General features: G+C 70.7%; 14 protein-coding genes and 3 rRNA genes. 9 read left to right on the top strand and 8 right to left on the bottom strand.

Annotation, left to right across the window (positions count from 1 at the left end; genetic code table 11):
* Positions 1-127: 127 nt before the first annotated feature.
* A complete protein-coding gene (locus tag FJK98_RS31275; protein ID WP_145922218.1) occupies positions 128-994 on the bottom strand; it encodes a hypothetical protein in 867 nt (288 codons plus the stop codon).
* A gap of 108 nt (positions 995-1102) precedes the next feature.
* Entirely contained in the window at positions 1103-3610 is a 2508-nt protein-coding gene (locus FJK98_RS31270) for a S8/S53 family peptidase (protein ID WP_145922217.1), read from the bottom strand.
* Between the two features lie 129 nt (positions 3611-3739).
* Between FJK98_RS31270 and FJK98_RS31265 the strand changes: the two genes are divergently transcribed.
* A complete protein-coding gene (locus FJK98_RS31265) occupies positions 3740-5536 on the top strand; it encodes a sigma-70 family RNA polymerase sigma factor (protein WP_168222585.1) in 1797 nt (598 codons plus the stop codon).
* On the opposite strand, the gene FJK98_RS31260 is transcribed toward FJK98_RS31265, so the two are convergent.
* The gene (locus FJK98_RS31260) at positions 5533-6120 is read right to left on the bottom strand and encodes a TetR/AcrR family transcriptional regulator (protein ID WP_145922215.1); all 588 of its coding nucleotides are present in this window, start codon (positions 6118-6120) and stop codon (positions 5533-5535) included. The two genes, FJK98_RS31265 and FJK98_RS31260, sit on opposite strands and share 4 nt — an antisense overlap.
* Before the next feature lie 105 nt (positions 6121-6225).
* Between FJK98_RS31260 and FJK98_RS31255 the strand changes: the two genes are divergently transcribed.
* From FJK98_RS31255 to FJK98_RS31245, 3 genes are read left to right on the top strand one after another with little or no spacing between them, the layout of a single operon-like run.
* The gene (locus FJK98_RS31255) at positions 6226-7155 is read left to right on the top strand and encodes an SDR family NAD(P)-dependent oxidoreductase (RefSeq protein WP_145922214.1); all 930 of its coding nucleotides are present in this window, start codon (positions 6226-6228) and stop codon (positions 7153-7155) included.
* A gap of 50 nt (positions 7156-7205) precedes the next feature.
* Positions 7206-7568, top strand: coding sequence for a metalloregulator ArsR/SmtB family transcription factor (locus FJK98_RS31250; RefSeq protein WP_145922213.1), 363 nt, complete (start codon positions 7206-7208; stop codon positions 7566-7568).
* Entirely contained in the window at positions 7565-8068 is a 504-nt protein-coding gene (locus FJK98_RS31245) for an SRPBCC family protein (RefSeq protein ID WP_145922212.1), read from the top strand. The genes FJK98_RS31250 and FJK98_RS31245 overlap by 4 nt, the downstream gene beginning before the upstream one ends.
* 49 nt (positions 8069-8117) lie before the next feature.
* Here the strand turns inward: FJK98_RS31245 and argS are convergent, their stop codons facing one another.
* Both argS and FJK98_RS31235 read right to left on the bottom strand, forming a co-directional pair.
* Complete coding sequence (argS, locus tag FJK98_RS31240; protein WP_145922211.1) at positions 8118-9830, bottom strand: arginine--tRNA ligase; 1713 nt, start codon at positions 9828-9830, stop codon at positions 8118-8120.
* Positions 9831-10222: 392 nt separating this feature from the next.
* Complete coding sequence (locus FJK98_RS31235) at positions 10223-10657, bottom strand: PRC-barrel domain-containing protein (protein WP_145923091.1); 435 nt, start codon at positions 10655-10657, stop codon at positions 10223-10225.
* A gap of 254 nt (positions 10658-10911) precedes the next feature.
* On the opposite strand from FJK98_RS31235, the gene FJK98_RS31230 reads away from it, so the two are divergent.
* The 5 genes from FJK98_RS31230 (at position 10912) to FJK98_RS31210 (ending at position 18080) form a co-directional block, all read left to right on the top strand.
* Positions 10912-11205: an SCO4848 family membrane protein gene (locus FJK98_RS31230; protein ID WP_145922210.1), complete on the top strand. Its 294-nt coding sequence runs from the start codon at positions 10912-10914 to the stop codon at positions 11203-11205.
* 599 nt (positions 11206-11804) lie between these two features.
* Positions 11805-13319: ribosomal RNA gene (locus FJK98_RS31225) — 16S ribosomal RNA — on the top strand.
* Positions 13320-13696: 377 nt separating this feature from the next.
* Positions 13697-16806: ribosomal RNA gene (locus FJK98_RS31220) — 23S ribosomal RNA — on the top strand.
* A gap of 93 nt (positions 16807-16899) precedes the next feature.
* Positions 16900-17016, top strand: a 5S ribosomal RNA gene (rrf, locus tag FJK98_RS31215).
* Together the 16S, 23S and 5S rRNA genes form the textbook arrangement of a ribosomal RNA operon.
* 437 nt (positions 17017-17453) lie before the next feature.
* Complete coding sequence (locus FJK98_RS31210; RefSeq protein ID WP_145922209.1) at positions 17454-18080, top strand: NADPH-dependent F420 reductase; 627 nt, start codon at positions 17454-17456, stop codon at positions 18078-18080.
* A 201-nt stretch (positions 18081-18281) separates the two neighbouring features.
* On the opposite strand, the gene FJK98_RS31205 is transcribed toward FJK98_RS31210, so the two are convergent.
* The 3 genes from FJK98_RS31205 to FJK98_RS31195 form a co-directional block, all read right to left on the bottom strand.
* Positions 18282-20102, bottom strand: coding sequence for a VanW family protein (locus tag FJK98_RS31205; protein ID WP_168222584.1), 1821 nt, complete (start codon positions 20100-20102; stop codon positions 18282-18284).
* Positions 20103-20314: 212 nt separating this feature from the next.
* Entirely contained in the window at positions 20315-22855 is a 2541-nt protein-coding gene (locus FJK98_RS31200) for a DUF5005 domain-containing protein (RefSeq protein ID WP_168222583.1), read from the bottom strand.
* Positions 22845-24152 (bottom strand): polysaccharide biosynthesis protein, encoded by a 1308-nt coding sequence (locus tag FJK98_RS31195; RefSeq protein ID WP_145922207.1) that lies wholly within the window; start codon positions 24150-24152, stop codon positions 22845-22847. The genes FJK98_RS31200 and FJK98_RS31195 overlap by 11 nt, the downstream gene beginning before the upstream one ends.
* Between the last annotated feature and the right edge of the window lie 193 nt (positions 24153-24345).

Below are 24345 nucleotides of genomic sequence, written 5' to 3'. Positions count from 1 at the left end.
TACCCATCGGTGGAGGTCGACACAACCCTGAGCCGGCGTTCACCCCGCCCGACGGCGACCGGCCCCACGGCCCGCACCGACGGATCGGCACGGGCCGCGGGTGGCCGTCGCCCGACGGCCGGACCGCTCAGTTCGCGCAGACTGCGTACGCGCGTACCTTCCACGTGCCGCTGAAACCGTCCCCGTCCTCGGCGGCGCTGACGGTCACCGTGGTCGACGAGGTGGGCCGCATCCCGGTCAGGCGTACCTGCCCCTCACCGCCGACGATCTCGCCGCCCACCCCGTGCACCCGCTTGCCCGCCGGGCAGGTCGCGGTGGCCGACCGGGTGGCCGTCGAACTGGCCACGCTGTCCACGATCACCCGCTGGTCACCGGCGAGCGGGTCGACGCAGACCACCGAGACGTCCAGCGACCAGTTGCCGGCGAACGCGTTGCCGGCCTCGACGCCCGCCACCGTCACGCTGCTCTGGTTGACCCGCAGATCCTCCAGCAGCACGTCGCTCGCCCCCGAACCGAGGGCCAGCGCCGCGCCCCCACCACCGATCGCCCGCTTCCCCACCGGGCAGAACACCTCCAGGAACTTCGGGTTCACCGAGTTGATCACCGAGTGTCCGGTCACCACCTCCAGACCCGCGGGCGGCGTGGCGCACAGCGCGGTGGCGGTGACCGCCCAGTTCCCGGCCACACCGTCCGGGTCCTCGCGCCCGGTCACCGAGTACAGGCCGGCGTCGGCCAGCGGCTGCACGATGTCCATGCCCACCTGGCCGAGGCCCGACCCGGTGATCGCCCCACCGCCGCCGATGACCGTGGTGCCGGCCGGGCAGACCGCGCTCTGCGACTTGGCGACGCTGTTGCTCGGTCCGACCGTCGTCCGGATCGACAGGCCGGGCACCGCCGCCACCGGCCCGCTGAGCGCGAGCTGACCGAGCACGACCGTGCTCAGCAGCGCACCGCCCAGGGCGACCGTCCGACGCGTCCACGTTTGTCCACGCATGATGTTCTCTCCTTGAGTGCGTACGGTCCGGGAACCGGCCGGTCCCCGGTCAGGTTCGGATCGGGGGCGGGAGCCGGGTGGTGCCCGGCCCCCGCCGGTACGGGTCGGTCAGCCGACGAGGTGCTGGATGCGGACCGGCACGGAGTCCGTGCCGACCAGTCCCGTCGCGTCGAAGACCTCCAGCCACACCGACCAGGTGGTGGTGGCGGTCCCGCTGGTCAACTGGGCCAGCGCCGCGGTGAACGAGGCGCAGTTCTTCGGCGTTCCCTTGTCGTCGACCGGCTCGCCGGTGGGCACCCCGCCGCCCTGGCACAGCACCTGCTTGACGCCACCGTCGCCGTACGCGGTCCACCGGAAGCGGGTCCCCGCGACCGTGCCGTCCTCGGCGTCGGTGCCGGTCCCGGCGAACGCGACGGACTTCGGCCCGGCCTCGACCGTGGTCAGGTCCAGCGCCGTGGCCGGCTTGGTGATCGTGGCGGTCGGCCGGGACTGCCCGGCCGGGGCCGAGGTGACCGAGAAGGCGCGCTGCACGCTGGACCCGGCCGTCGCGAACGTCACCGTGTACGCCCCCGGCGTGACCGCGTTCGCCGGCAGCACCGCCTGGTGGCCGGTCTTCTCCAGGACGACCGTGTCGCCCCGGCGCACCGTCCAGGTCACCTGGGCGTCGGGCACCGGCCCGAACTCGTCCGGGTCGTTCGAGGTGCCGAGCAGCCCGACCGACTGCCCCGCGACGAGGGTCAGCCCCGCCGGCGGCGAGATGATGGCCACCTTCGTCGGGCTGTCCACCACCGTGACCGTCACCGACGCCGAGCCGGTACGCCCCAGACTGTCGGTGGCGCTGGCGGTGACGACGTGACTGCCGGCGGACAGCGACGGCACGAACGTCTGCGACCCGGTCGCCAGCTCACCGTCGATGCTGCTGGTCCAGGTGAGCGGCAGTTCCTTGCCCAGGAAGTCGGTCGCGGTGCCCCACAGGTCGACCGACTGGCCCACCGCGAACTTCTGCTTGGTCTTCGGGGTGCTGATGCTCACCGCCGGCTTGCCGACGGTCACGCCCAACGCCCCGGCGACGGCGGCCAGCGCGTCGATCCGGCGCTGGCTGCCGGTCACCTTGCCGCCCAGCCCGCCGACGTGTGCGGTGTCGTTGAGGATCTTCCGGACCTGCTCGGAGGTCAGCGTCGGGTCGGCGGCCATCACCAGGGCGGCCACCCCGCCCACGAACGGCGCGGCGACACTCGTGCCGCAGGTGGTCTTCGTGGTGTTGACCGCCGGCGTACCCGGGTCGGTCAGCCCCGGCACACACATCGGACCGTAGATCTCCACCGACGTGGTGAGGTCCTTGGTGCCCCAGTTCGACCCGCCGGACACGGTCGCGTCCTGGTTCATCCCGCCCACGCACATCACGTGGGTGCTCTCGCAGGGCACCCAGAGGGTGTCGCCGTCGACGTTCGTGCCGTTGTTCCCGGCGGCGGCGACGATCAGCGCCCCGGTGTCCCGGACGTGCTTCATCCGCCGGTCGGTCCAGGTGCGGGCGTGGCTGACGCCGAGGTTCACGTCCCGGGTGAAGCTGAGGTTGACCACGTCCGGGTGGGTCGCCTCGGCGGCCTTCTCCAGCCGCCGCAGGACCGTCCAGTAGTCGATGCCGTTGCGGACGGCGACCAGTTCCTGCACCACCGGCCCGGCAGGTCCGGCGGTGCCGTAGTCGTTGTCGACCCGGCCCATCCCGGCGAGCACCACGTCGGTGGCGTGCCACGGGCAGGGCGTGCCGCCGGTGCAGTCGTTGGTGTTGGTCTCGCCCCACTCCGCCTTGTGCAGGGTGACCTTGCTCGGGAAGTCGGCGTTGAACTGGAACCCGCCGTCCTGCACCAGGTACTTCACCTGCTTGGTCAGTCGGCCCTTGCTGTCCAGCAGCTGCCAGGCCGGCGCGACCCCGACGTCCAGCGCGCCACCGGCCCGCATGAACGACCAGTCGAAGACGTTCTTGCCGATGTCCGGGGCCTCGAAGACCTGCCCGTCGGCGATTCCGGACGGCTCCACCAGCCAGTCGAGGACCAGTTCGGTGCCCGTCCGCCACTCGGCGGCGGCCAGCGCGAGCAGGCGCAACGCCCGCTCGTCGCCGACCCGGTAACCGCCGGACTGCCGCGGCTCGGCGGCGAGCAGGTCGGCGACCAGCCCGGCCGGGTCGGCCTTGCCGACGTCCACCCGGACCAGATGGTCCTGCCCCTCGGCGTCCGGGGCGAACGAGTCGAGCACCTGGCCACCCCAGCGGGCCAGGAAGGCGTCCAGTTCGGCCTGGTCGGCGGTCCGCACCATCACCTCGTCGAGGACCAGGCCGGCGGGTGAGCCGTCCGGCCCGGCCACCACGCCGACCTCCCGGTCGGTGCCGGTCCGACCGACCGGGTCGAGCCGTAGCCGGGGCGCGGCCAGGCCCGGGTCGACCCGGAAGGCCAGCGGCTCGGCGTTGGTGGCGTCGACCCGCCCGGTCGGGCCGCCCGGTGCCGGGGCGGCGCTGGCGTCCGTGCCGGCGACGAGTCCGGCGGCGAGCGCCGCCACCACTACGGTGGTCAGGTACCGGCGTGTGCCGGTCCGGTGGGTCGCGGAGCGTGTCGTGTTCATGGGTGTCTCCCGGTGTCGGCGGTGCGATGACACCGGTAGGAGCGCGCCGGGGTCGGCATGCCAACAGAAAGTTCCCGGGGAATTTTTTCTTCGCTGTACTGGACCCGTCGACGAGCGGTGGGAGCACGGATGGACGTGATGGCGCAGGACGACCGGACGCTCGTCGAGGCGCTCCGGCGGGGTGACCGGACCGGCCTGGAGGGCATCTACCGGCGCTACGCCGACCGCCTCTACACGTACGCCCGGACGATGCTGCACGAGCCGGAGGCCGCCGCGGACGCCGTCCACGACGCGTTCCTCACCGCCGGCCAGCGCATCGACCAGCTCCGCGACCCGGACCGGCTGCGTTCCTGGCTGTACGCGATCGTGCGCAGCGAATGCCTGCGGCAGTTGCGGGAGCGGGCCCGGTCCGCGCCCCTGGCGGAGGCGGCCGAACCGGTGGCCGACACCGGCGACCCGGCCGCCGCCGTCAACGCCGACCAGGTACGCGCCCTGGTGCACCTGGCGGTCGACGCGCTCAACCCCGGCGACCGCGAGGTGGTGCACCTGGCGATCCGCCACGACCTCTCCTCCGTCGACATCGGTACGGCGTTGGGGGTGCCCGCGAACCACGCGCACGCCCGGTTGTCCCGGGCCAGGTCACAGCTCGAACGGGCGCTCGGCACGCTGCTCGTCGCCCGCAGCGGGGCGCGGGACTGCCCGGCCCTGGCCGAGCTGCTCGGCGACTGGCAGGGCCGGCTCACCCCGGTCCTGCGCAAACGGCTCGCCCGGCACATCGACGACTGCGCCCGGTGCGGGCTGCTCCGGCGCGAACAGTGCAACCCGGCGGCGCTGCTGACCGCGTACACCGCGCCGGGGTTCCTGGTGGTGGCCGAGACGGTGTGGTCGCGCCTGGCCGAGGCGGGTCCCACCGCCGTGCAGGCCACTGCGGAGTTGCCGGCCGGCACCGGTCCGGCGGCCGCCGACCCGCCCGGGTCCGCCGCCGGGGTCGACGCCCCCGACGCAGCCCACGGCCCCGCCGGGTCGACCCCTCCGGCCGTTCCCGACCCCACCGGTCCGTCGTCACCGGCTGATCCGTCGTCCCCCACGGCGTCGCCCGATGATCCGGCGTCCCCGGCCGATTCGGCGTCGACGGCTGAGCCGGCGTCGACGGTCGGGCCCGGCGGCCTCGCCGGTCGGTCGGATGCCGCCGGGCAGGGCGGGTCGGGCCCGGCCCGCGTCGCGGTGGCCCCGGCCGGCGCGGCGGCGACACACACCGCGACCCGGACGGTGGGCGTCGCGGCCCGGGACCGCGACCGGCGGCGTCGGCGGCGGGTGGCCGTGACCGCCGGGTTGCTGCTGCTCCTGGTGGTGGCCGGGACCTGGGCGGTGTCGGCGGCCCGGCCGGACGCCGAGCAGGTGTCGGTGACGTCCGGCGTCCCCACCGGCGCGGCGGCGGTCACGTCGTCCGCCGTCGCCACCGCAGCGCCGTCGGCCCGGACGACCCCGGGGCCGGACGCGACAGGTGCCGGTGGCCCGGCCGCGCCCGGCGGTGCACCGACCGACGCCGCGACGAGCGCCGTCCCGGGTCCGACGCCGGCACCCTCCCGGCCGCCGGCTGCTCCCCGCCCGACGACGGGCGCGCAGCTCGCCGCTCCCTTCACGGTGTCGGCCGACGCGCACGTCCGCTGCGGCGCGGACGCCTGGAGCCTGGTCGTCCGGGCCACCGGCAGCGGTGCGGTGGGCAGCGCGCAGGTGCGGTACACCCCCGCCGGGGGCGTCCCGACGAGCCGGACGATGACGGTGGACGGATCGTCCGCCCGGGTGACCGTGGGTCAGCTCCGGGCGTCCGCCGTGACCTGGACGGTACGGGTGACCGCCGTCGACGGCCGGACCGCGCAGAGCCCGTCGTCCACGGTGGCCGATCCGTGCGTCCGGCCGGGCTAGGCGGGCGGGGGTGACCCCTGGTCGGGTGCGCGGACGCCGGCGAGCAGCACGGCCAGGTACAGCTCGACCCGGTCGTCGGGCGCGTCGGCGATCCGGGCGGCGAACGCGGTGCCGCAGACCAGGTGCTGCAAATCGTCCAGGGTGAGGCCGGGGCGTAGCTGACCGGCCCGGACCGCCCGCTCCAGCACGGTCGCGGCCAGGGCGGCCAACTCCGCCCGGCGGGTCGTGGTCGGTGCGGTGGCGTCCTCGTCCGGGCTGGTCGAGAGCACTTCGGCGAGGGTCGGCTCGGTGAGCTGGCCGAGCAGGATGCTGCGCAGCAGCCGTTGCAGTCCCGCCCACGGGTCGTCCTCGCGGCTCGCCGCCTGCGCCTGGTCGAGCAGGGTGGCGAAGGCGTCGGCGGCGAGCGCCTCCAGCAGTGCGCGTCGGGTCGGGAAGTGCCGGTAGACGGTGCCGACCCCGACCCCGGCCCGCCGGGCGATGTCGTTGAGCTGTAACGACAGGTCGCCCTCCGCCACCAGCGCGCGGGCGGTGGCCAGCACCCGGTCGCGGTTGCGCGCGGCGTCCGCGCGCAGTGTCGTCGTCACCGCGCCAGCCTAACGCAGCGGATTGCTCATCCGATCGGATTGACAATCCGCTTACTCCGGGCTTGAATCGGATAGGTAATCCACTCCTCTGTCGGAAGGCACACCATGGACCGCGCACCCGGCTGGACCGCCGCCGATCTCACCGACCAGTCCGGCCGGACCTTCGTCGTCACCGGTGCCAGCAGCGGCCTCGGCGCGGTGATCACCCGCCACCTGGCCGCCCGGGGCGGTCGGGTGGTGATGGCCGTCCGGGACACCGCCAAGGGCGCCCGGGTCCGGGCCGACCTGCTGCGCGCCCACCCCGTCGCCGACCTCGTCGTCCGCCGGTTGGACCTGCTCGACCTGGACTCCGTCCACGCCTTCGTCGAGGGCCTCGGCCGCGACGTCGACACGGTGGACGCGCTGGTCAACAACGCCGGCATCGGCACCGTCCCCCGGCGGTTGAGCCCACAGGGGGTGGAGAGCCAGTTCGCCACCAACCACCTCGGGCACTTCGCCCTCACCGGACGGCTGCTGCCCGCGCTGACCGTCGGCCGGAACCCGGTCGTGGTCACCGTCGCCTCGGGTCTCTACCCGCTCGGGCGGCTCGACCTGACCGACCTGGCCGCCGAACGCCGCTACTCCGCCGCCGGCGCCTACGCCACCTCGAAGCTCGCCAACGTGCTGTTCGGGCTGGAACTCGACCGCCGGCTGCGGGCCACCGGCTCGCCGGTCCGCAGCCTGCTCACCCACCCCGGGATGACCAGGACCGACCTCTCCCGGGACCTGCCGCCGCTCGCCCGCCGGATCGAGACCGTGCTCATGGGCCCGCTGCGCCGCCCCCTCGACGAGGCCGCCGCGCCCATGCTCTTCGCCGCCACCGTCCCGACCGCGCCCACCGGCCGGCACATCGGCCCCGGCAGGCTCCTCCGCCGCGCCGAGCCCACCTTCGCCCCGCTGCGCGGCACCGCCACCGACCGGCGACTCGCCGCCGACCTGTGGGCCCGCTCCGAGGAACTCACCGGCGTGCGCCCGTTGCCCGCCCCGCTGCGGTGACCACCGCCGGCCGCCCGACAAAAGCGTAACCCATAGGTTACGCTTCACCGGTGGACGAGGTGGCGGCGGCGATATCCGATCCGGTCCGTCGCCACATCCTCGAGCTGCTGCGCGACGGCGACCTCCCCGCCGGGGAGATCGCCGACCGGTTCCCGATCAGCAGGCCGGCGGTCAGCCGTCACCTGCGGGTGCTGCGGGAGAGCGGCCTGGTCCGCAGCGAGCTGGTCGGCCGGCAACGGCGCTACCGGCTCGACGCCGACCGGTTCACCGAGCTCGTCGACTGGCTCGCCCGGTTCCGCCGCCCACGCGGCTGGGCGCAGCACCTCGACGCGCTCGAAACGGAGGTCCACCGCACCCGCCGGGAGCGCCGCGCGCGCGACACGACGGACCGAGCCAGAGGAGAGACCGCGTGACCGGCAACCCCACCGGACGGCTGTTCCGTACCGCCGCCGGCACCGACCTGGTGCTGGTACGCACCTTCCGCGCACCCGTCACGGACGTCTGGGCCAGCGTCACCGAACCCGAACGCACCGCCCGCTGGTTCGGCCCCTGGGAGGGCGACGCCGGCCCCGGCCGGACGATCCGGCTGCAGATGGTGTTCGAGGACGACGCCCCCTGGACCGAGCTGAGGATCGATGCCTGCGAGCCGCCCCGGCACCTGGCCGTGTCGTCGGCCGACGGGTCGGGCGGCTGGCGGATCGAGCTGCTGCTCACCGAGGCGGCCGGCCGCACCGAGCTGCGGTTCACCCACCACCTCGACAGCGAGGAGCACGTCGGCGAGATCGGCCCCGGCTGGGAGTACTACCTCGACCTGCTGGTGGCCGCCGGGACGGACGCCCCGAAGGCCGGGTTCGACGACTACTACCCGGCGATGAAGCCGTACTACGAGGGGCTGCGCGGTCCGGCCGGCTGAGCCCGCCGGGGCCGCGTCCGGTCGACCCGGCGCGGCCCCGGCGTGGCGCTCACATCCGGTCGGGCGTCCGGATGCCGAGCAGGTCCAGTCCCTGCCGCAGGGTCCGTCCCGTCAGGTCGGTCAGCAGCAGCCGGCTCGCCCGCAGTTCCCCGTCCGCCCGCAGCACCGGGCACCGCTCGTAGAACGTGCTGAACCGGGTGGCCAGCCGGTGCAGGTAGCCGGCGAGGTGGTGGAACTGCGCCGTCCGGGCCACCTCGTGCACGACGGCGGCGAACCCGAGCAGCTCGAACGCCAACGCCCGCTCCGCCGGGGTGCCGAGCACCACCCCGGCCGCCGGCCCCGGCACCGCCCCGGCCCGCCGCAGCACCGACCGGGTCCGGGTGTACGCGTACTGGAGGTAGGGGGCGGTGTTGCCGTCCAGGGCGAGCATCCGCTCCCAGTCGAGCACGTAGTCGCGGGTCCGGTCGGTGGACAGGTCGGCGTACTTGACCGCGCCGATGCCGACGGCCCGGCCGATCTCGGCCGCCTCCGCCTCGTCCAGGTCGGGGTCGCGGGTGCGGGCCAGCGCGGTCGCCCGGGTGACCGCCTCCGTCAGCAGATCGACCAGCTTCACCGAGCCGCCGGCCCGGCTGCGCAGCATCCGGCCGTCCGGGCCGAGGACGGAGCCGAAGCCGAGGTGCTCGGCCCGGACCGGAGGACGCAGCCAACCCGCCTGCCCGGCCACCGCGAACACCATCGCGAAGTGCTGCCGCTGCGGCAGGCCCACCACGTAGAGCAGCCGGGTCGCGCCCAGCTCGTCGACGCGCGACCGCAGCGCCGCCAGGTCCGTCGCCGGATACCCGTACCCACCGTCGCCCTTGCGCACGATCAACGGCAGCCCGACGCCGTCGCGCCCGACGAACCCGGGCGGGAAGACACAGGTCGCCCCGGCGCTGTCGGTCAGCAACCCGAGCCGGTCGAGGTCGGTCACCACCGCGCCGAGCCGGTCGTTGTACGCGCTCTCGCCCCGGAAGTCCTCCTCGGTCAGGGTGACGTCGAGCAGCTCGTACACGGTCAGGAAGTACCGCTGGGACTGCCCGACCAGCAACCGCCACAGCCGGCGGGTCTCCGGGTCGCCGCCCTGCAACGCGACCACCCGCTGCCGGGCGCGTTCCCGGAACGCCGGGTCGGCGTCGAACTTCGACCGGGCCGCCCGGTAGAACCCGTCCAGGTCGCCGATGGACAGCTCCTGCGCCGCCTCACCGAGGTCCACCAGGTGCGCGATCAGCATCCCGAACGGGGTGCCCCAGTCGCCCAGGTGGTTGACCCGCACGACGCGGTGCCCGAGCCAGCCCAGCACCCGGACGGCCGCGTCGCCGATGACCGTCGAGCGCAGGTGCCCGACGTGCATCTCCTTCGCCACGTTCGGGCCCGAGTAGTCGACGATCACGGTCGCCGGGTCGCCGGTCACCGGCACCCCGAGCCGCTCGTCGCCGGCCAGCGCGGCGACCATCCCGGCCAGCGCCCCGTCGGCGAGGGTCAGGTTGACGAAGCCGGGGCCGGAGACCTCCGCCACCGCGCAGACGTCGTCGAGGTCCGCGCGGTCCAGCACCGCCTGGGCGATCTCGCGCGGCGGCCGGCCGAGCCGCCGGGCCAGCGCCAGCGCCGCGTCGGACTGGAAGTCCGCCCGCGGCGAGCGCCGCACGGTGGGTGCGACCGGTTCACCGGCCACGGCGGCGAACGCCGGCGTCAGCCGGTCGGTGAGCAACCTTTCAAGATCCATTGATACGCCGATCTGCTCGGATCCGTCAGCCAGGCGGATCCCCGGACGGGGGGGCCTGCGGACGGACCGAGGACAGCGGAGGTGACCGGCGGCTCGATCCGCCGGTCGCAGGGGAATGGGTCAGCGCGGGCGGGCGACGGATCGCCGGCGTCGCTCCGCACCGACCACGACGTCGTACGACGTCCGGGTGTGCTGAGCGGTCGCGCTGGTCATGCCGGCAGCCTACCGGACCGGCGGCGTGGCCGGTCCGCCCTGCCGGACGCGTCCGGTCCCGCTGTCGGACGTGGCCGGTCCCGGCCTGCCGGCCGCAGCGTCCCGGCCTGCCGGCCGCAGCGTCCCGGCCCCGACGCTCCGCCCCGCGTGCCCGTCGGGGCGGACCGGGTTTCCCGCCGTCAGCCCCGGTGGTAGCTCTGCGCGTAGTAGTCGCCGACCTGTTCGCGGTAGTCCGGCCGGACGTCGTCCTCCGGATCGAACGCCGGGGAGTCCCTGACCTGCTCCCGGCTCCGGTCGACGTGCACCACCCGGTCCCCGTGGTCGACCCGGGCGACCGTGCCGACCGGCAGCAGGACCTTCCGCCCGAAGATCCACGGCCCGGTGTCCACCACCAGCCAGCGGGCACCCGCGTCCTCGCTCGCCTCGTCGATCGCGCCGATCCGCCCGTCGGTCGCCTCCACCCGGTATCCGGTCAGGTCGAGCGGGGTCCCCGGGCCGGGCGCGTCCGGCCCGTCGTGCGACTCCCGGTCGGGCCGCTCACCCGGCTCGGTCTGGTCGTATCCGCCGGCCAGCGCCGCCGGGTCGCGCCATGCCCACGGGTTGAACGGCTGCATCCGGGCCACCTCCACCTCGTCGTCGACACCCGACAGGTGCCCCAACCCCCAGCAGCGGAAACACCGCCCGGCCCGCCCCGCCTCGCCCGCCGCCGCCCGAGCGCGTTGATCAAGAAGTTTGCGTCACGGACGTCCCCGAGGATGACCGGAACCTCTTGATCAACACGCCTCGGCGGCGGGGGCGCCGTTTCGGGGGGGCGGGGGCGGGGGTGGGCGGGCCGACAGGGGGCGGGGCGCTGGGATACTCGTCGACCATGGTGTTGTCGCGGGGTTGGTCGTTGTTCCTGGTCGGCGTCGGGGTGTGGGCCTGGGCGATCTGGCCGAGGTTCGGGGTCGCCATCTGGAACGACACGCGGGCCTGGTCGGGCGGGGCGGTCGGCGTGGGCGCTCCGACCGGATTCCTCTGGATCCACGCGGTGCTCATCGCGGCCTCGTTGGCCATCGGCTCCACGGCCGGTGTGCTCGGCATCCGGGGGTGGCGGGCGGCCCGCCGCCTGTCCCCGGCGGCGTCAGCGGGCGGCGCTGAGGCCGATGACCAGCGGATTTGACGATCAAACCTGAGGCCGCGTAACTTTCTCTCTGCCAGCGCGGAACGGGCAAACGGGATTAAAACCCCGGGGGTCGGATCCGATGTGTGGCACCGGGTCGTCGGGGGCACCATCTCCTGCACGACGCGGTCCGGGTGGGGCTCGACCGAACGCCGCAGGGCGGATTTGGCCGGGCGGAACCGACCGGGTAAGGTTGTCGACCGGCAGGGCACCGGGCGAGCATGCGGGAAACCGCAGCGGCCGGTTCTGCCAAATCCGATGATCAACCGCAGCGCTGGCCGCTGCGTGCGCTCATCGGGCGATGCCGCACGAAGCGTGACACACCGGGACACACCGGTTGACACGGGGAAGACGGTGAGGTAACGTAGTAAAAGTGCCCAGCGCGAGAGCGTGGGGCGCGGTGAACGAAATGCCCCGACTGGGTGGCCGTTGGTGCGGTGGTCTGGTTGGTGTGTGGTTGTTCTTTGAGAACTCAACAGGGTGCTTGTAAAGCCAGTGCCAATTGTTTTATACCCCGTGCCGGCTGAATCTTCGGGTTTGGTTGGTTTGGGATTCCTTTGGCAACATGTTTGTTGTCGGGATTGCTGTTCGACAGGTTTTTGTTGGAGAGTTTGATCCTGGCTCAGGACGAACGCTGGCGGCGTGCTTAACACATGCAAGTCGAGCGGAAAGGCCCTTCGGGGTACTCGAGCGGCGAACGGGTGAGTAACACGTGAGTAACCTGCCCTAGGCTTTGGGATAACCCTCGGAAACGGGGGCTAATACCGGATATGACCTCCTGTCGCATGGTGGGGGGTGGAAAGTTTTTCGGCCTGGGATGGGCTCGCGGCCTATCAGCTTGTTGGTGGGGTGATGGCCTACCAAGGCGACGACGGGTAGCCGGCCTGAGAGGGCGACCGGCCACACTGGGACTGAGACACGGCCCAGACTCCTACGGGAGGCAGCAGTGGGGAATATTGCACAATGGGCGGAAGCCTGATGCAGCGACGCCGCGTGAGGGATGACGGCCTTCGGGTTGTAAACCTCTTTCAGCAGGGACGAAGCGCAAGTGACGGTACCTGCAGAAGAAGCGCCGGCCAACTACGTGCCAGCAGCCGCGGTAAGACGTAGGGCGCGAGCGTTGTCCGGATTTATTGGGCGTAAAGAGCTCGTAGGCGGCTTGTCGCGTCGACCGTGAAAACTTGGGGCTCAACCCCAAGCCTGCGGTCGATACGGGCAGGCTAGAGTTCGGTAGGGGAGACTGGAATTCCTGGTGTAGCGGTGAAATGCGCAGATATCAGGAGGAACACCGGTGGCGAAGGCGGGTCTCTGGGCCGATACTGACGCTGAGGAGCGAAAGCGTGGGGAGCGAACAGGATTAGATACCCTGGTAGTCCACGCTGTAAACGTTGGGCGCTAGGTGTGGGGGGCCTCTCCGGTTCCCTGTGCCGCAGCTAACGCATTAAGCGCCCCGCCTGGGGAGTACGGCCGCAAGGCTAAAACTCAAAGGAATTGACGGGGGCCCGCACAAGCGGCGGAGCATGCGGATTAATTCGATGCAACGCGAAGAACCTTACCTGGGTTTGACATGGCCGCAAAACTTCCAGAGATGGGAGGTCCTTCGGGGGCGGTCACAGGTGGTGCATGGCTGTCGTCAGCTCGTGTCGTGAGATGTTGGGTTAAGTCCCGCAACGAGCGCAACCCTCGTTCGATGTTGCCAGCGCGTTATGGCGGGGACTCATCGAAGACTGCCGGGGTCAACTCGGAGGAAGGTGGGGATGACGTCAAGTCATCATGCCCCTTATGTCCAGGGCTTCACGCATGCTACAATGGCCGGTACAATGGGTTGCGATGCCGTGAGGTGGAGCGAATCCCAAAAAGCCGGTCTCAGTTCGGATCGGGGTCTGCAACTCGACCCCGTGAAGTCGGAGTCGCTAGTAATCGCAGATCAGCAACGCTGCGGTGAATACGTTCCCGGGCCTTGTACACACCGCCCGTCACGTCACGAAAGTCGGCAACACCCGAAGCCGGTGGCCCAACCCTTGTGGAGGGAGCCGTCGAAGGTGGGGCTGGCGATTGGGACGAAGTCGTAACAAGGTAGCCGTACCGGAAGGTGCGGCTGGATCACCTCCTTTCTAAGGAGCACCATCCGGTGAAAGCCGGTATGGAGCCCGCGGCCTGCGGATGTCGGGTCGGGGTGCTCAGATGGCGGAGACACTGGCGAGTTTGTGTCCGGCAACGGCCGGGATACCTAGTACAGCTGCTCTTCGGGGTGGTGGGAACGGTTCCTTCTGGTGCGGCTGGGTAGGAGCGTATAGCACCCTGTTGGGTCCTGAAGGAACAACCTGAGGTTGTTTTTTCGGAGGACTGTTCTGGAGCGTGAGCTTCGGTGGTCTGCCAGGCATGGCCTGGCCTCGCATACCGGGTCCCTGTTGGGGTTGCTGGTGTGGGGCTGTGGGGTTGTGGGTTGGTTGTTTGTTGAGAATTGCACAGTGGACGCGAGCATCTTTGTGGTCAAGTTGTCAAGGGCGAACGGTGGATGCCTTGGCACCAGGAGCCGATGAAGGACGTGGGAGGCCGCGATAGGCCTGGGGGAGCTGTCAACCAAGCTGTGATCCCAGGGTGTCCGAATGGGGAAACCTGGCACCAGTCATGTGGTGTCACCCGCACCTGAACACATAGGGTGTGTGGGGGGAACGCGGGGAAGTGAAACATCTCAGTACCCGTAGGAAGAGAAAACAATTTAGTGATTCCGTGAGTAGTGGCGAGCGAAAGCGGATTGAGGCTAAACCGGTTGCGTGTGATACCTGTCAGGGGTTGCGTGGTCGGGGTTGTGGGACCCTGCTGAACGAGCTGACACTTGTTCGAGGAGTTATAAAGTCAGTGGCTAGCCGAATGGTGTGGAAAAGCCAACCGTAGTCGGTGAGAGTCCGGTAGGTGAAAGTTGCTGATCTTCTGTGGGTGTTCCCGAGTAGCGGCGGACTCCTGTAATCTGCCGTGAATCTGCCAGGACCACCTGGTAAGCCTAAATACTTCCTGGTGACCGATAGCGGACGAGTACCGTGAGGGAATGGTGAAAAGTACCCCGGGAGGGGAGTGAAATAGTACCTGAAACCGTTCGCCTACAATCCGTCGGAGCCTTGCGGGGTGACGGCGTGCCTTTTGAAGAATGAGCCTGCGAGTTAGTGGCATGTGGCGAGGTTAACCCGTGTGGGGGAGCCGTAGCGAAAGCGAGTCTGAAGAGGGCGTTTGAGTCGCATGTTCTAGACCCGAAGCGGAGTGATCTAGCCATGGGCAGGCTGAAGCGCGGGTAAGACCGCGTGGAGGGCCGAACCCACCAACGTTGAAAAGTTGGGGGATGATCTGTGGTTAGGGGTGAAAGGCCAATCAAACTCCGTGATAGCTGGTTCTCCCCGAAATGCATTTAGGTGCAGCGTCGTGTGTTTCTTGCCGGAGGTAGAGCACTGGATGGTCTAGGGGGCCTACAAGCTTACCGAAATCAGCCAAACTCCGAATGCCGGTAAGTGAGAGCGCGGCAGTGAGACTGCGGGGGATAAGCTTCGTAGTCGAGAGGGAAACAGCCCAGATCACCAGCTAAGGCCCCTAAGCGTGTGCTAAGTGGAAAAGGATGTGGGGTCGCATAGACAACCAGGAGGTTGGCTTAGAAGCAGCCACCCTTTAAAGAGTGCGTAATAGCTCACTGGTCAAGTGGTTCCGCGCCGACAATGTAGCGGGGCTCAAGCACACCGCCGAAGCTGTGGCATTCACATTTTAATCTCGCTTGGACGTGATTCCTTGTGCAGGTGTGTGGATGGGTAGGGGAGCGTCGTGCCGGGGGTGAAGCAGCGGGGTGACCTAGTTGTGGACGCGGCACGAGTGAGAATGCAGGCATGAGTAGCGAAAGAAGGGTGAGAAACCCTTCCGCCGGATGACCAAGGGTTCCAGGGCCAGGCTAATCCGCCCTGGGTGAGTCGGGACCTAAGGCGAGGCCGAGAGGCGTAGTCGATGGACAACGGGTTGATATTCCCGTACCCGCGAAGGAGCGCCCGTGATGAACCTCGTTGTGCTAACCACCCGAGCTGGCTGATGTCTTCGGACGGATGTTGGGGAGCGTGGGAACCTGGCGGGTAGTAGTCAAGCGATGGGGTGACGCAGGAAGGTAGCTGAGCCCGGCCGGTGGTTGTGCCGGGGTAAGCGTGTAGGCCGACATGTAGGCAAATCCGCATGTCATGGGGCTGAGACGTGATGCCGAGCCGATTCAGGTGAAGTCAGTGATCCTATGCTGCCGAGAAAAGCCTCTAGCGAGTTTCGAGCGGCCCGTACCCCAAACCGACACAGGTGGTCAGGTAGAGAATACCGAGGCGATCGGGCGAACTGTGGTTAAGGAACTCGGCAAATTGCCCCCGTAACTTAGGGAGAAGGGGGGCCGGAGACGTGAAGCCCCGTGCGGGTGGAGCGTTGTATGGCCGCAGAGAGCAGGGGGAAGCGACTGTTTACTAAAAACACAGGTCCATGCGAAGAAGTAATTCGATGTATATGGACTGACGCCTGCCCGGTGCTGGAACGTTAAGGGGACCTGTTAGCTCTTTGGGGCGAAGCGGAGAACTTAAGCGCCAGTAAACGGCGGTGGTAACTATAACCATCCTAAGGTAGCGAAATTCCTTGTCGGGTAAGTTCCGACCTGCACGAATGGCGTAACGACTTCCCCACTGTCTCAACCACAGGCCCGGCGAAATTGCAGTACGAGTAAAGATGCTCGTTACGCGCGGCAGGACGGAAAGACCCCGGGACCTTTACTATAGCTTGACATTGGTATCTGAATGGGCTTGTGTAGGATAGGTGGGAGCCGGTGAAACCTGTACGCCAGTATGGGTGGAGGCAATCTTGAAATACCACTCTGGTTGATTTGGGTATCTAACTTCGGACCGTTATCCGGTTCAGGGACAGTGTCTGGTGGGTAGTTTAACTGGGGCGGTTGCCTCCTAAAGGGTAACGGAGGCGCCCAAAGGTTCCCTCAGCCTGGTTGGCAATCAGGTGTTGAGTGCAAGTGCACAAGGGAGCTTGACTGTGAGACTGACAGGTCGAGCAGGGACGAAAGTCGGGACTAGTGATCCGGCACTTGCGTGTGGAAGCGGTGTCGCTCAACGGATAAAAGGTACCCCGGGGATAACAGGCTGATCTTCCCCAAGAGTCCATATCGACGGGATGGTTTGGCACCTCGATGTCGGCTCGTCGCATCCTGGGGCTGTAGCAGGTCCCAAGGGTTGGGCTGTTCGCCCATTAAAGCGGTACGCGAGCTGGGTTTAGAACGTCGTGAGACAGTTCGGTCCCTATCCGCCGTGCGCGTAGGATACTTGAGAAGGGCTGTCCCTAGTACGAGAGGACCGGGACGGACGAACCTCTGGTGTGCCAGTTGTCCCGCCAGGGGCACGGCTGGTTAGCTACGTTCGGAAGGGATAACCGCTGAAAGCATCTAAGCGGGAAGCCTGCTTCAAGATGAGGTATCCCACCCCACTTTGTGGGGGTAAGGCCCCCAGCTAGACGACTGGGTTGATAGGCCGGAAATGTAAGCTCGGTAACGGGTTCAGTTGACCGGTACTAATAGGCCGAGGACTTGATAACAAGGCTGCTACGCGTCCACTGTGCAACTCTGAACAAACACCAAACAACCCCCCACAGTGTGGGTGTGTGTGTTGTTTGATATGTTCATAGTGTTACGGCGGTCATGGCGGAGGGGAAACGCCCGGTCACATTCCGAACCCGGAAGCTAAGCCCTCCAGCGCCGATGGTACTGCACTCGGGAGGGTGTGGGAGAGTAGGACACCGCCGGACAACCTTCAGTTGAGGCCGACCCCCACGGGGTCGGCCTCAACTGCTATACCCACCCACACATCCCGGACGTCCGTCGAATTAGGGTCGGGGCTGATGGGCCCCGAATGCGGTAATGCCGGGACGGGAAACCGCAACCTCGCCGATGTCGGGGCGAGCGACGACGGCAGGCGACGCCGAGATGATCCTGGCGTCGAGGTGGGCGGTCGCAGCGTGCCGACGTACACCGTCCAGGCCACCCGACGTTCGGTGAATCGGCCCGGACGACGCCCGTGACCTCGTACCGTCGATGCGGGACCCGGCTCCCGGGGCCCCGCGCCCGGGTCCGCGACGACGTGACGTGGTGCACGCCTCGTCAGCAATCGGAGCGGCCCCGTCGGGGTACCTGCTGACCGTACGACCGGAACTGACCGTCGGGACCGGCGGAGGCAGGAGTGGTCATGAAGATCGGAATCATTGGTTCGGGGCACATCGGCGGCACCCTCACCCGGCGGCTGAGCGCCCTCGGGCACGACGTGACGGTCGCCAACTCGCGGGGGCCGGAGAGCCTCACCGAGCTGGCCCGGGAGAGCGGCGCGACGGCCGGCACCGTGGAGCAGGCCGTCCAGGACGCCGAACTGGTCGTGATGGCGATCCCGCTGTACGCGGTGCCCGGACTGCCGGCGCAGCCGTTCGACGGCAAGATCGTGGTCGACGCCAACAACTACTACCCGCAGCGCGACGGCGACATCGCCGAACTGCTCGACCGCAGCCTCAGCTCCAGCCGGTGGACCGCCGACCACCTCAAGGGCGCCCGGGTGGTGAAGACCTTCAACAACATCCAGGCGGCGCACCTGATGGACCACGGCAAGCCGGCCGACGCCGGTGACCGGATCGCGCTGCCGGTGGCCGGGGACGACGCCGACGCCAAGCAGCTCGTGATGCAGCTCGTCGACGCGCTCGGCTTCGACCCGGTCGACGCGGGCACCCTCGACGAGAGCTGGCGGCAGCAGCCCGACACCCCCGTGTACGGCACCGACCGGGACGCCGAGGGCGTCCGGCAGGGCCTCGCCGAGGCCCGTCCCTGACCCTGTCGCGTCGGCGGGTCGCCGCCGGGTGGCACCGGACAGCGGCCCGTGTGCCGAGAGGCACCAGGTGACGGAGGAGGCCCGGACATCCGAGACGCTCCGCGTACCCGGGAAGACATCGAGCCCCGCCGGCGATCAGCCGGCGGGGCTCGGTCGTGCCCGGACCAGGTGACCCGACCCCTCGGGGCGGGACCGGGTGGGTCAGGGTTTGGGACCGCAGACGAAGTTGGGCTCGGGGTCGTAGGTCCAGCTGAACTTCTCCCGCTTGACGACCTTGCCGTCCTTCTTGATCACGCGGAAGGCGTCCTGGGTGAAGCCGATGCTGCCGGCGGCGGCGATGCACTTCGGGCCGGGCTCCAGGTGGACCGTCTTCGGCGAGGTGATGTTGCGGCGCGGGCTGTACTCCGTCTTCACGCTGTCGTAGATCTTGGTGCTCCACATCGACACGGTGATCGTGTTCGAGGTGTACGCGGTGTCGATCAGGACCCCGTACGGCGTGTTGTTGCGGAACTTGAAGTCCAGGTCCGGCCAGAAGATCGTCGACTCGATCACCGCCGGGTAGCGGCTGAAGTAGAACGAGTGCGGCTTGTGCTCGACGTCCTCCAGGCCGGCGTAGTAACTGGCGTTGAACAGCGTGGTGGTGAACTGCGAGACGCCGCCACCCACCCCGGGCACCAGCTTGCCGCCGACGATCACCGGGGCGTCCTGGTAGCCCTGGCCGTAGCCGCGCTCACCGGTGTGCGCGTTGAGCGAGAACGTCTCCCCCGGCTTGACGATGGTGCCGTCCACGTCCTTCGCCGCCTGGATGATGTTCTGGCTGCGCGGCGAGGAGAGCCCACCGGGGAACTTCGTGGAGAAGGTGGAGACCCGCTCCTTGATGCCCAACTCGGCCAGCTTCGCCTCGGTCAGCTCCGGCTCGGCCTCCTTGAGCTGCCCGGTGACCGTCCGGCCGTCCGGCTTCGGCAGTACCGCCAGCAGGTCCCGGCCCAGCGCCGCCGCGTCGAGCTGCTGGCCGGCCCGGCCCGGCACCACCTTCGGCTTGCCGCCCGAGATGGTCAGCCCGGCGTCCTTGGGCGTCGACTCGATCGCGGTCAGCTTGCTGCCCAGCGCCGACCGGAGCCGCTTCACGTCGACCTTCGGCGTCAGTTTCCCCTCGTCGTCGGCCGGGAAGCGCAACGCGCGGGCGATCGCCGCCGGCGGGACGCTCACCGACCCCTTGGTGGAGGTGATCGTCACCGGCGCGGCGACAGCCGGCTTCGCCAGCTCGGCGATCATCCGGTCCACCTCCTCCCGGGTGGTCACCGGGTTCTTCTCCACCACCGGCACCGTCACCGGCTGACCGGCCAGCCAACCCGCGCGGACCACCCGGGCGGACTGCTCCGCGTCCAGGGTCAGGCTCGGCTTCGGGTAGACCGGCTTCGGGGTGGTGCCGGTGAAGATGATCGCCGGCAGGGTCATGTCCCGACCCTGCTTGCCGAGGATCTGCCGCAACGCCGCGTCCAGCTTGGCGGCGTCGACAGTCACCACCGGGTCGACCGACCGGGAACCGAACAGCCGGTCCACCGGGTGCGCCTGCGCGTCGGTGGCGGCGGCGACGGTGGCGTCCACGTCCACCGTCAGGCCGACGTCGGCGGGCTTGATCTCCGCCCGGTTCTCGCCCACCACCACGGTCAGCGGCGCGTCGAGCGTGGCGGCCCGCTTCTCCAACTCGGCCCGCAGTTCCCTGGCCGCGTCGGCCCGGCTGCGGCCACCCAGCTCGGTGCCGAGCACGCTGGTGCCGCGTGGGACGTCCCCGGCGTACGCCCAGGCACCCGCGCCGACCACCCCGGCCAGCACCGCGGCTGTCACCCCGCTGGCCAGCAGCACCCGGCCGCGCCGCCACCACGGCCCCGGCCCGGAACCGGGACCTGCGGCCCCACCGGCCGGTGGGGGTTCGTCCTCGGACGGCCAGCTCACCGCGGTGACCTGCACCGTGGGGCGGTCGTCGGAGACCGGTTTGTCGCCGTACAGGGTCACAGCCACCTCGATCGGACGTACCACGTGGGGGGTTGCGGGCCCCCAGGGACACCTACGGTAGCCAACCGGACGGCCAGCCGACAGCGTGCGTCCGGCCATCCTCACCGCCGCGTGTCGCGGCCGGTCACACGGTGTATGGGCGTTCGTGGCACGGTGTCCGGATGGGCCGCCCTCCGGCTGTGGCCGGCGGCACAGGGACCGGTGTCGACCGACGGTGGTCAGCGGATCCGGACGCCGACGGCCGGGGTCGGTGGTCCGTCGTCGCGTCCGTCGGTCACGGCGACCCGGAACCGGTAGTCGTGCCCCCGGGTCAGCAGCACCGCGGTGTGCCGGGCGTCCCGCACCGGGTACGGGTCGGCCCGCCACTGCTCCCCGGCGGTGACGTCGCGCCACTGCACCCGGTAGGCGAACCCCGGCCCGGCCGGTTGCCAGGTCAGTCGGGCCTCACCGGCACCGACGGCGGTCACGACGAGACCGGTGGGGGTCGGCAACTGCGGGGTGGCCCGTACCGGCGTGCTGCGCGGGCCCTGGCCGGCCTGGTTCGTCGCGGCCACCGTGAACTCGTACTCGTGGCCGTTGCGCAGCCCCGGCACGACGGCCCGGGTGCCCCGGGTGGGGATCTCCTCGGCGGTGAAGTCGCGTTCCCCGGCGGTGACGTCCCGCCGGTGGACCCGGTGCCAGCCGTCCGGCACCGACGAGAGCCAGGTCAGCTCGACGCTGCCGACACCGGCTTCGGCGCGGAGCTGCCGGGGGGCGTCGGCGGGTGCGGTGAACCGGGCGACGGCCCGCACCGGCGTGGACCGGGTCCCCTCACCTCCGCCGTTCACCGCGCTGACGGTGAACTCGTACTCGTGGCCGTGCTCCAGGTGCCGGGCGAGGTGCCCGGCGGTGGCCTCCACGGCGGGTGGGCCGTACTCCCGGGTGCCGGTGGTCAGGTCGCGCCGGTACACCCGGTAGGAGACGCCCGGCCCGAGGGTGCGCCAGGCCAGCCGGACGGTGCCGTCGGGCTGGCCGGCGGCGACCAGGCCCGATGGCGGCGCGGGCGCGGTGACCAGGGCGGTGACCCGGACCGGGGCCGAGGGCGGGCTGTCCCCGCCGCCGCCGACCGCGACCACGGTGAACTCGTAGCGGTGCGCGTGCCGCAGGAACGTGACGGTCGCGGTGGTGCCGGTGAAGGTGCCGACCGTGCCGCGCTCCCCGGTGCCCAGGTCGCGCCGGTACACCCGGTAGAGCTGGACGAAGGGCACCGGCTGCCAGCTCAACGCGACGTCACCGGCCCGGCCCGGTGCCGCCCGCAGGCCGCCCGGCGGCGGTGGGGGCGGCACCGTGGCGGTGATCCGGCCGGCCGGTGAGGGCGGGCCCTCGCCGCGCCGGCCCACAGCGGTCACCCGGAACTCGTAGTCGTGCCCGTTGACCAGGAAGTCGGCCGTGAAGCGGGGCTCGCCGACCGGTTCGCCGACCCGGACGAAGTGGGTCTGGCCGGCGGTGACGTCCCGCCGGTGCACCTGGTAGCGCAGCTCGTCGTCGGCGCGTACCGGCGGCCAGTCCAGCTCGGCGGTGCCGGCGCCGCCCGGACGGGCGGTCACCGTCGCCGGTGGCGGGGGCAGGTCGGCCCGGTCGGGGCGGCGGCGGGGCCACGGCACCTCGACGAAACGCGGCCGGTAGAGGCCCGCGTCGGCGTAGGTGACGGCGTCGTCGACGTCGTTGACGTTGTAGGAGAACAGCAGCCGGCCGGGACGGGCCAGTTCCGGGTGCAGGTCGACGTCGTAGACCAGGTGGCCGGCGGCCGTCTCGGGGGCCCGGTGCAGGTAGTCGGGGCCGGTGAACGGGCCGGTCGGGGCGTCGGCCGAGTAGGCCACCAGGTCGCCGCTGAACACCAGGTTGTTCTCCTGGGTGACCAGCACGTACCGGCCGTCGACCCGCTGCACCCCGTAGGCGGTGCCGACGCCGCTGAGCAGCCGGGTCGAGGCGCGGTCGTCGGGGGACCAGCCGTCGCCGGTCCAGAACTCCCACCGGCTGGTGAGGTCGTCGCCGGCCACCCGGGCCAGGTGGGCGAACTTCGCCTCGCCGGCCGCCTCGGTGCCGTACACGTAGGTGTGGTCGCCGTCGCGGAGCAGCTCGGAGCCCCAGGAGACCCGGGCCGCCAGGGGCAGCGGGCGGACCCCGGTGGGGGTGAGCGCGGGCAGCGCGAACGTGGCCAGGGCGGTGCCGAGCAGGGCGTGGTCCAGCGGGCTGACACCGGTACGCCGGTAGCGGTGGACCAGCACCTGGAGGGTGTCGCCGGAGACGGTGGCGTCGCCGACCCAGGAGAACTCGTCGGGCGTCGTCGCGGGGACCAGGTCGCGCGGGTCGTCGGCGGTGCCGCCGTGCAGCGTCGCGGTGAGCTGGTCGCCCTGCTGCACGACGGCCGAGTTGTGCACGAACGGCGCGGTGCGGGGGCGGGAGCCGTCGGGGTGCACCGGGCCGAGGAAGGTGTCGGAGAACAGCCAGAGCAGCCGGCCGTCGGGCAGTCGTACCGACGCGGTCCGGTCGGCGCCGTTCCACCGGCCGGAGGTGTCGCCGTAGTCGTCGAAGGCGGCGGTCAGTCGGGCGGCGGCCGTCCCGCCGTCGGGTCGGGCCGGGTGCGGCGTCGCGGTGGGTACGGCGGCGAGCAGCCCGACCAGCCAGACGGCGAGCAGCCAGCGGGCCGGCCGGCGGGCACCGGTACCGTCCCGGCCCACGTCGACCACCGCCACCAGAAACCCCCGTCTACTGGTCACCGACCCGTAGGGTGTCACGACCGACGGTGGGGGCGGTAGCCGTCGGCCGGGTGGACGTGGCCGGTGCGTCCGGGTTGCGGCGGATCGTCAGCACGCCGGTGACGACGGCGGTGACCGCCGCCGTGGCCAGGGCGGCACCGGCGATCCCGGCGACGGTGTGCGGCACCACCGTGGCGGTCGCGACCAGGAAACCCGCCGTGGAGATCCACAGTGGTGCCGAGGGCCACCGGGCCGCCGCCGCGACCCGGGCGTTGATCAGCACGAAGACCAGCGCGTACAGCGCCCCGGTGGCGGCGAAGAGGGGTGCGAGACCGCCGTGGCGGGTGTACTCCGGGCCGCCGGCCAACCCGAAGGCCAGGCCGCCGGCCAGCGTCGCGGCGAGCACCAGTGCCGCCCCGGCCGCCCCGACCAGCAGCAGCGCGGTCCGCAGGGTGCCCCGGTCGCCCCGGGCCAGCCGGGGCAGCGCGATCACCGTCACCACCTGGGGGGCCCACAACGCGCCCTTGGTGAGCACCGTGCCGACCGCGTACGTGCCGGAGGCGTCCGGGGGTAGGAACCGTCGGGCCAGCAGCAGGTCGGCGTACGACACGACGAGCATCGCCAGGGTCGCCCCGCTGGCGGTGAGCACCGTCCGGGTGGCCAGGGTCGGGGCGACCGGGTCGAGGCCGGCCCCCCGGTTGAGCCGGACCAGCAGCGCCAGCACCAGCACGGAGGTGACCGCTCCGGCCAGCAGCGCGCCGGTCAATCCGCCACCGAGCGCCAGCCCGGCGACCATCCCGCCGTACCGCCCGGCGGCGAGCAACGCCATCCCGCCGGCCAGCCGCAGGAAGCGCTGGTCGCCCTGGAGTTCGCCCAGCCACCGGCCGGCGGCCACCACCGCCACGGTCAGCACCCCGAGCAGCAGCACCGCCGGGCCGGTCAGCCGGAGCGTGCCGGCGGCGACCGGCAACGTCACGGCCAGCAGCGCGGCGGTCACCGCCACGGTCAGCAGGGTGGGGCGGGCGGTGCCGGCCCGACCGTGCCGGGCCCGGTGCACGGCCACCGCGATCTGCAGGCCGGTGCCGGCCACGCCGCCGATCGCGCCGAGCGCCAGCAGGGTGGCCAGCGCGCTCAGCTCCGCCGGGGCGAGGTGCCGGGCACCGAGGACCGGCACCACGTACGCGAGCCCGTTGACGAAGACCCCGGCCAGGGTGACGGCCACCCCGGCGACGCCGATCCCGGCCGTACGTTCCCCGGTGGCGTCGCCCGGCCCGATCCCGGGTCGCCGGTCGTGCGGGTGGTCCGCTGCTGTGCCCATCACCGCTCCGTGTCGCCGGCTCCGCCGGTGGTCCGATGCACGCCCGTGATCGCCCGGGTCGCCGGCTCCGCCCGCCGCCGACAGCGCAAGTACAGTGTCGCCACGCCGTCGCCCGTCGCCGGGTCAGCCTAGTGAGGAGGTCAACCCCTGCGGGAGAGGTCGATCCTCGTCGCCACCGGGCTGGCCGTCACCG

The organism is Micromonospora sp. HM134 (assembly GCF_007833915.1).
GTDB lineage: Bacteria > Actinomycetota > Actinomycetes > Mycobacteriales > Micromonosporaceae > Micromonospora > Micromonospora wenchangensis.
The sequence above is the reverse complement of the archived record's forward strand: the minus strand, read 5'-3'. Positions and strand labels throughout refer to the sequence as shown.

What these genes read in the sequence shown, in the direction of transcription:
- FJK98_RS31275 (WP_145922218.1), bottom strand. Translation starts at nt 994, where the DNA reads ATGCGTGGACAAACGTGGACGCGTCGGACGGTCGCCCTGGGCGGTGCG.
- FJK98_RS31270 (WP_145922217.1), bottom strand. Translation starts at nt 3,610, where the DNA reads ATGAACACGACACGCTCCGCGACCCACCGGACCGGCACACGCCGGTAC.
- FJK98_RS31265 (WP_168222585.1), top strand. Translation starts at nt 3,740, where the DNA reads ATGGACGTGATGGCGCAGGACGACCGGACGCTCGTCGAGGCGCTCCGG.
- FJK98_RS31255 (WP_145922214.1), top strand. Translation starts at nt 6,226, where the DNA reads ATGGACCGCGCACCCGGCTGGACCGCCGCCGATCTCACCGACCAGTCC.
- argS (WP_145922211.1), bottom strand. Translation starts at nt 9,830, where the DNA reads ATGGATCTTGAAAGGTTGCTCACCGACCGGCTGACGCCGGCGTTCGCC.
- FJK98_RS31235 (WP_145923091.1), bottom strand. Translation starts at nt 10,657, where the DNA reads ATGCAGCCGTTCAACCCGTGGGCATGGCGCGACCCGGCGGCGCTGGCC.
- FJK98_RS31230 (WP_145922210.1), top strand. Translation starts at nt 10,912, where the DNA reads ATGGTGTTGTCGCGGGGTTGGTCGTTGTTCCTGGTCGGCGTCGGGGTG.
- FJK98_RS31210 (WP_145922209.1), top strand. Translation starts at nt 17,454, where the DNA reads ATGAAGATCGGAATCATTGGTTCGGGGCACATCGGCGGCACCCTCACC.
- FJK98_RS31195 (WP_145922207.1), bottom strand. Translation starts at nt 24,152, where the DNA reads ATGGGCACAGCAGCGGACCACCCGCACGACCGGCGACCCGGGATCGGG.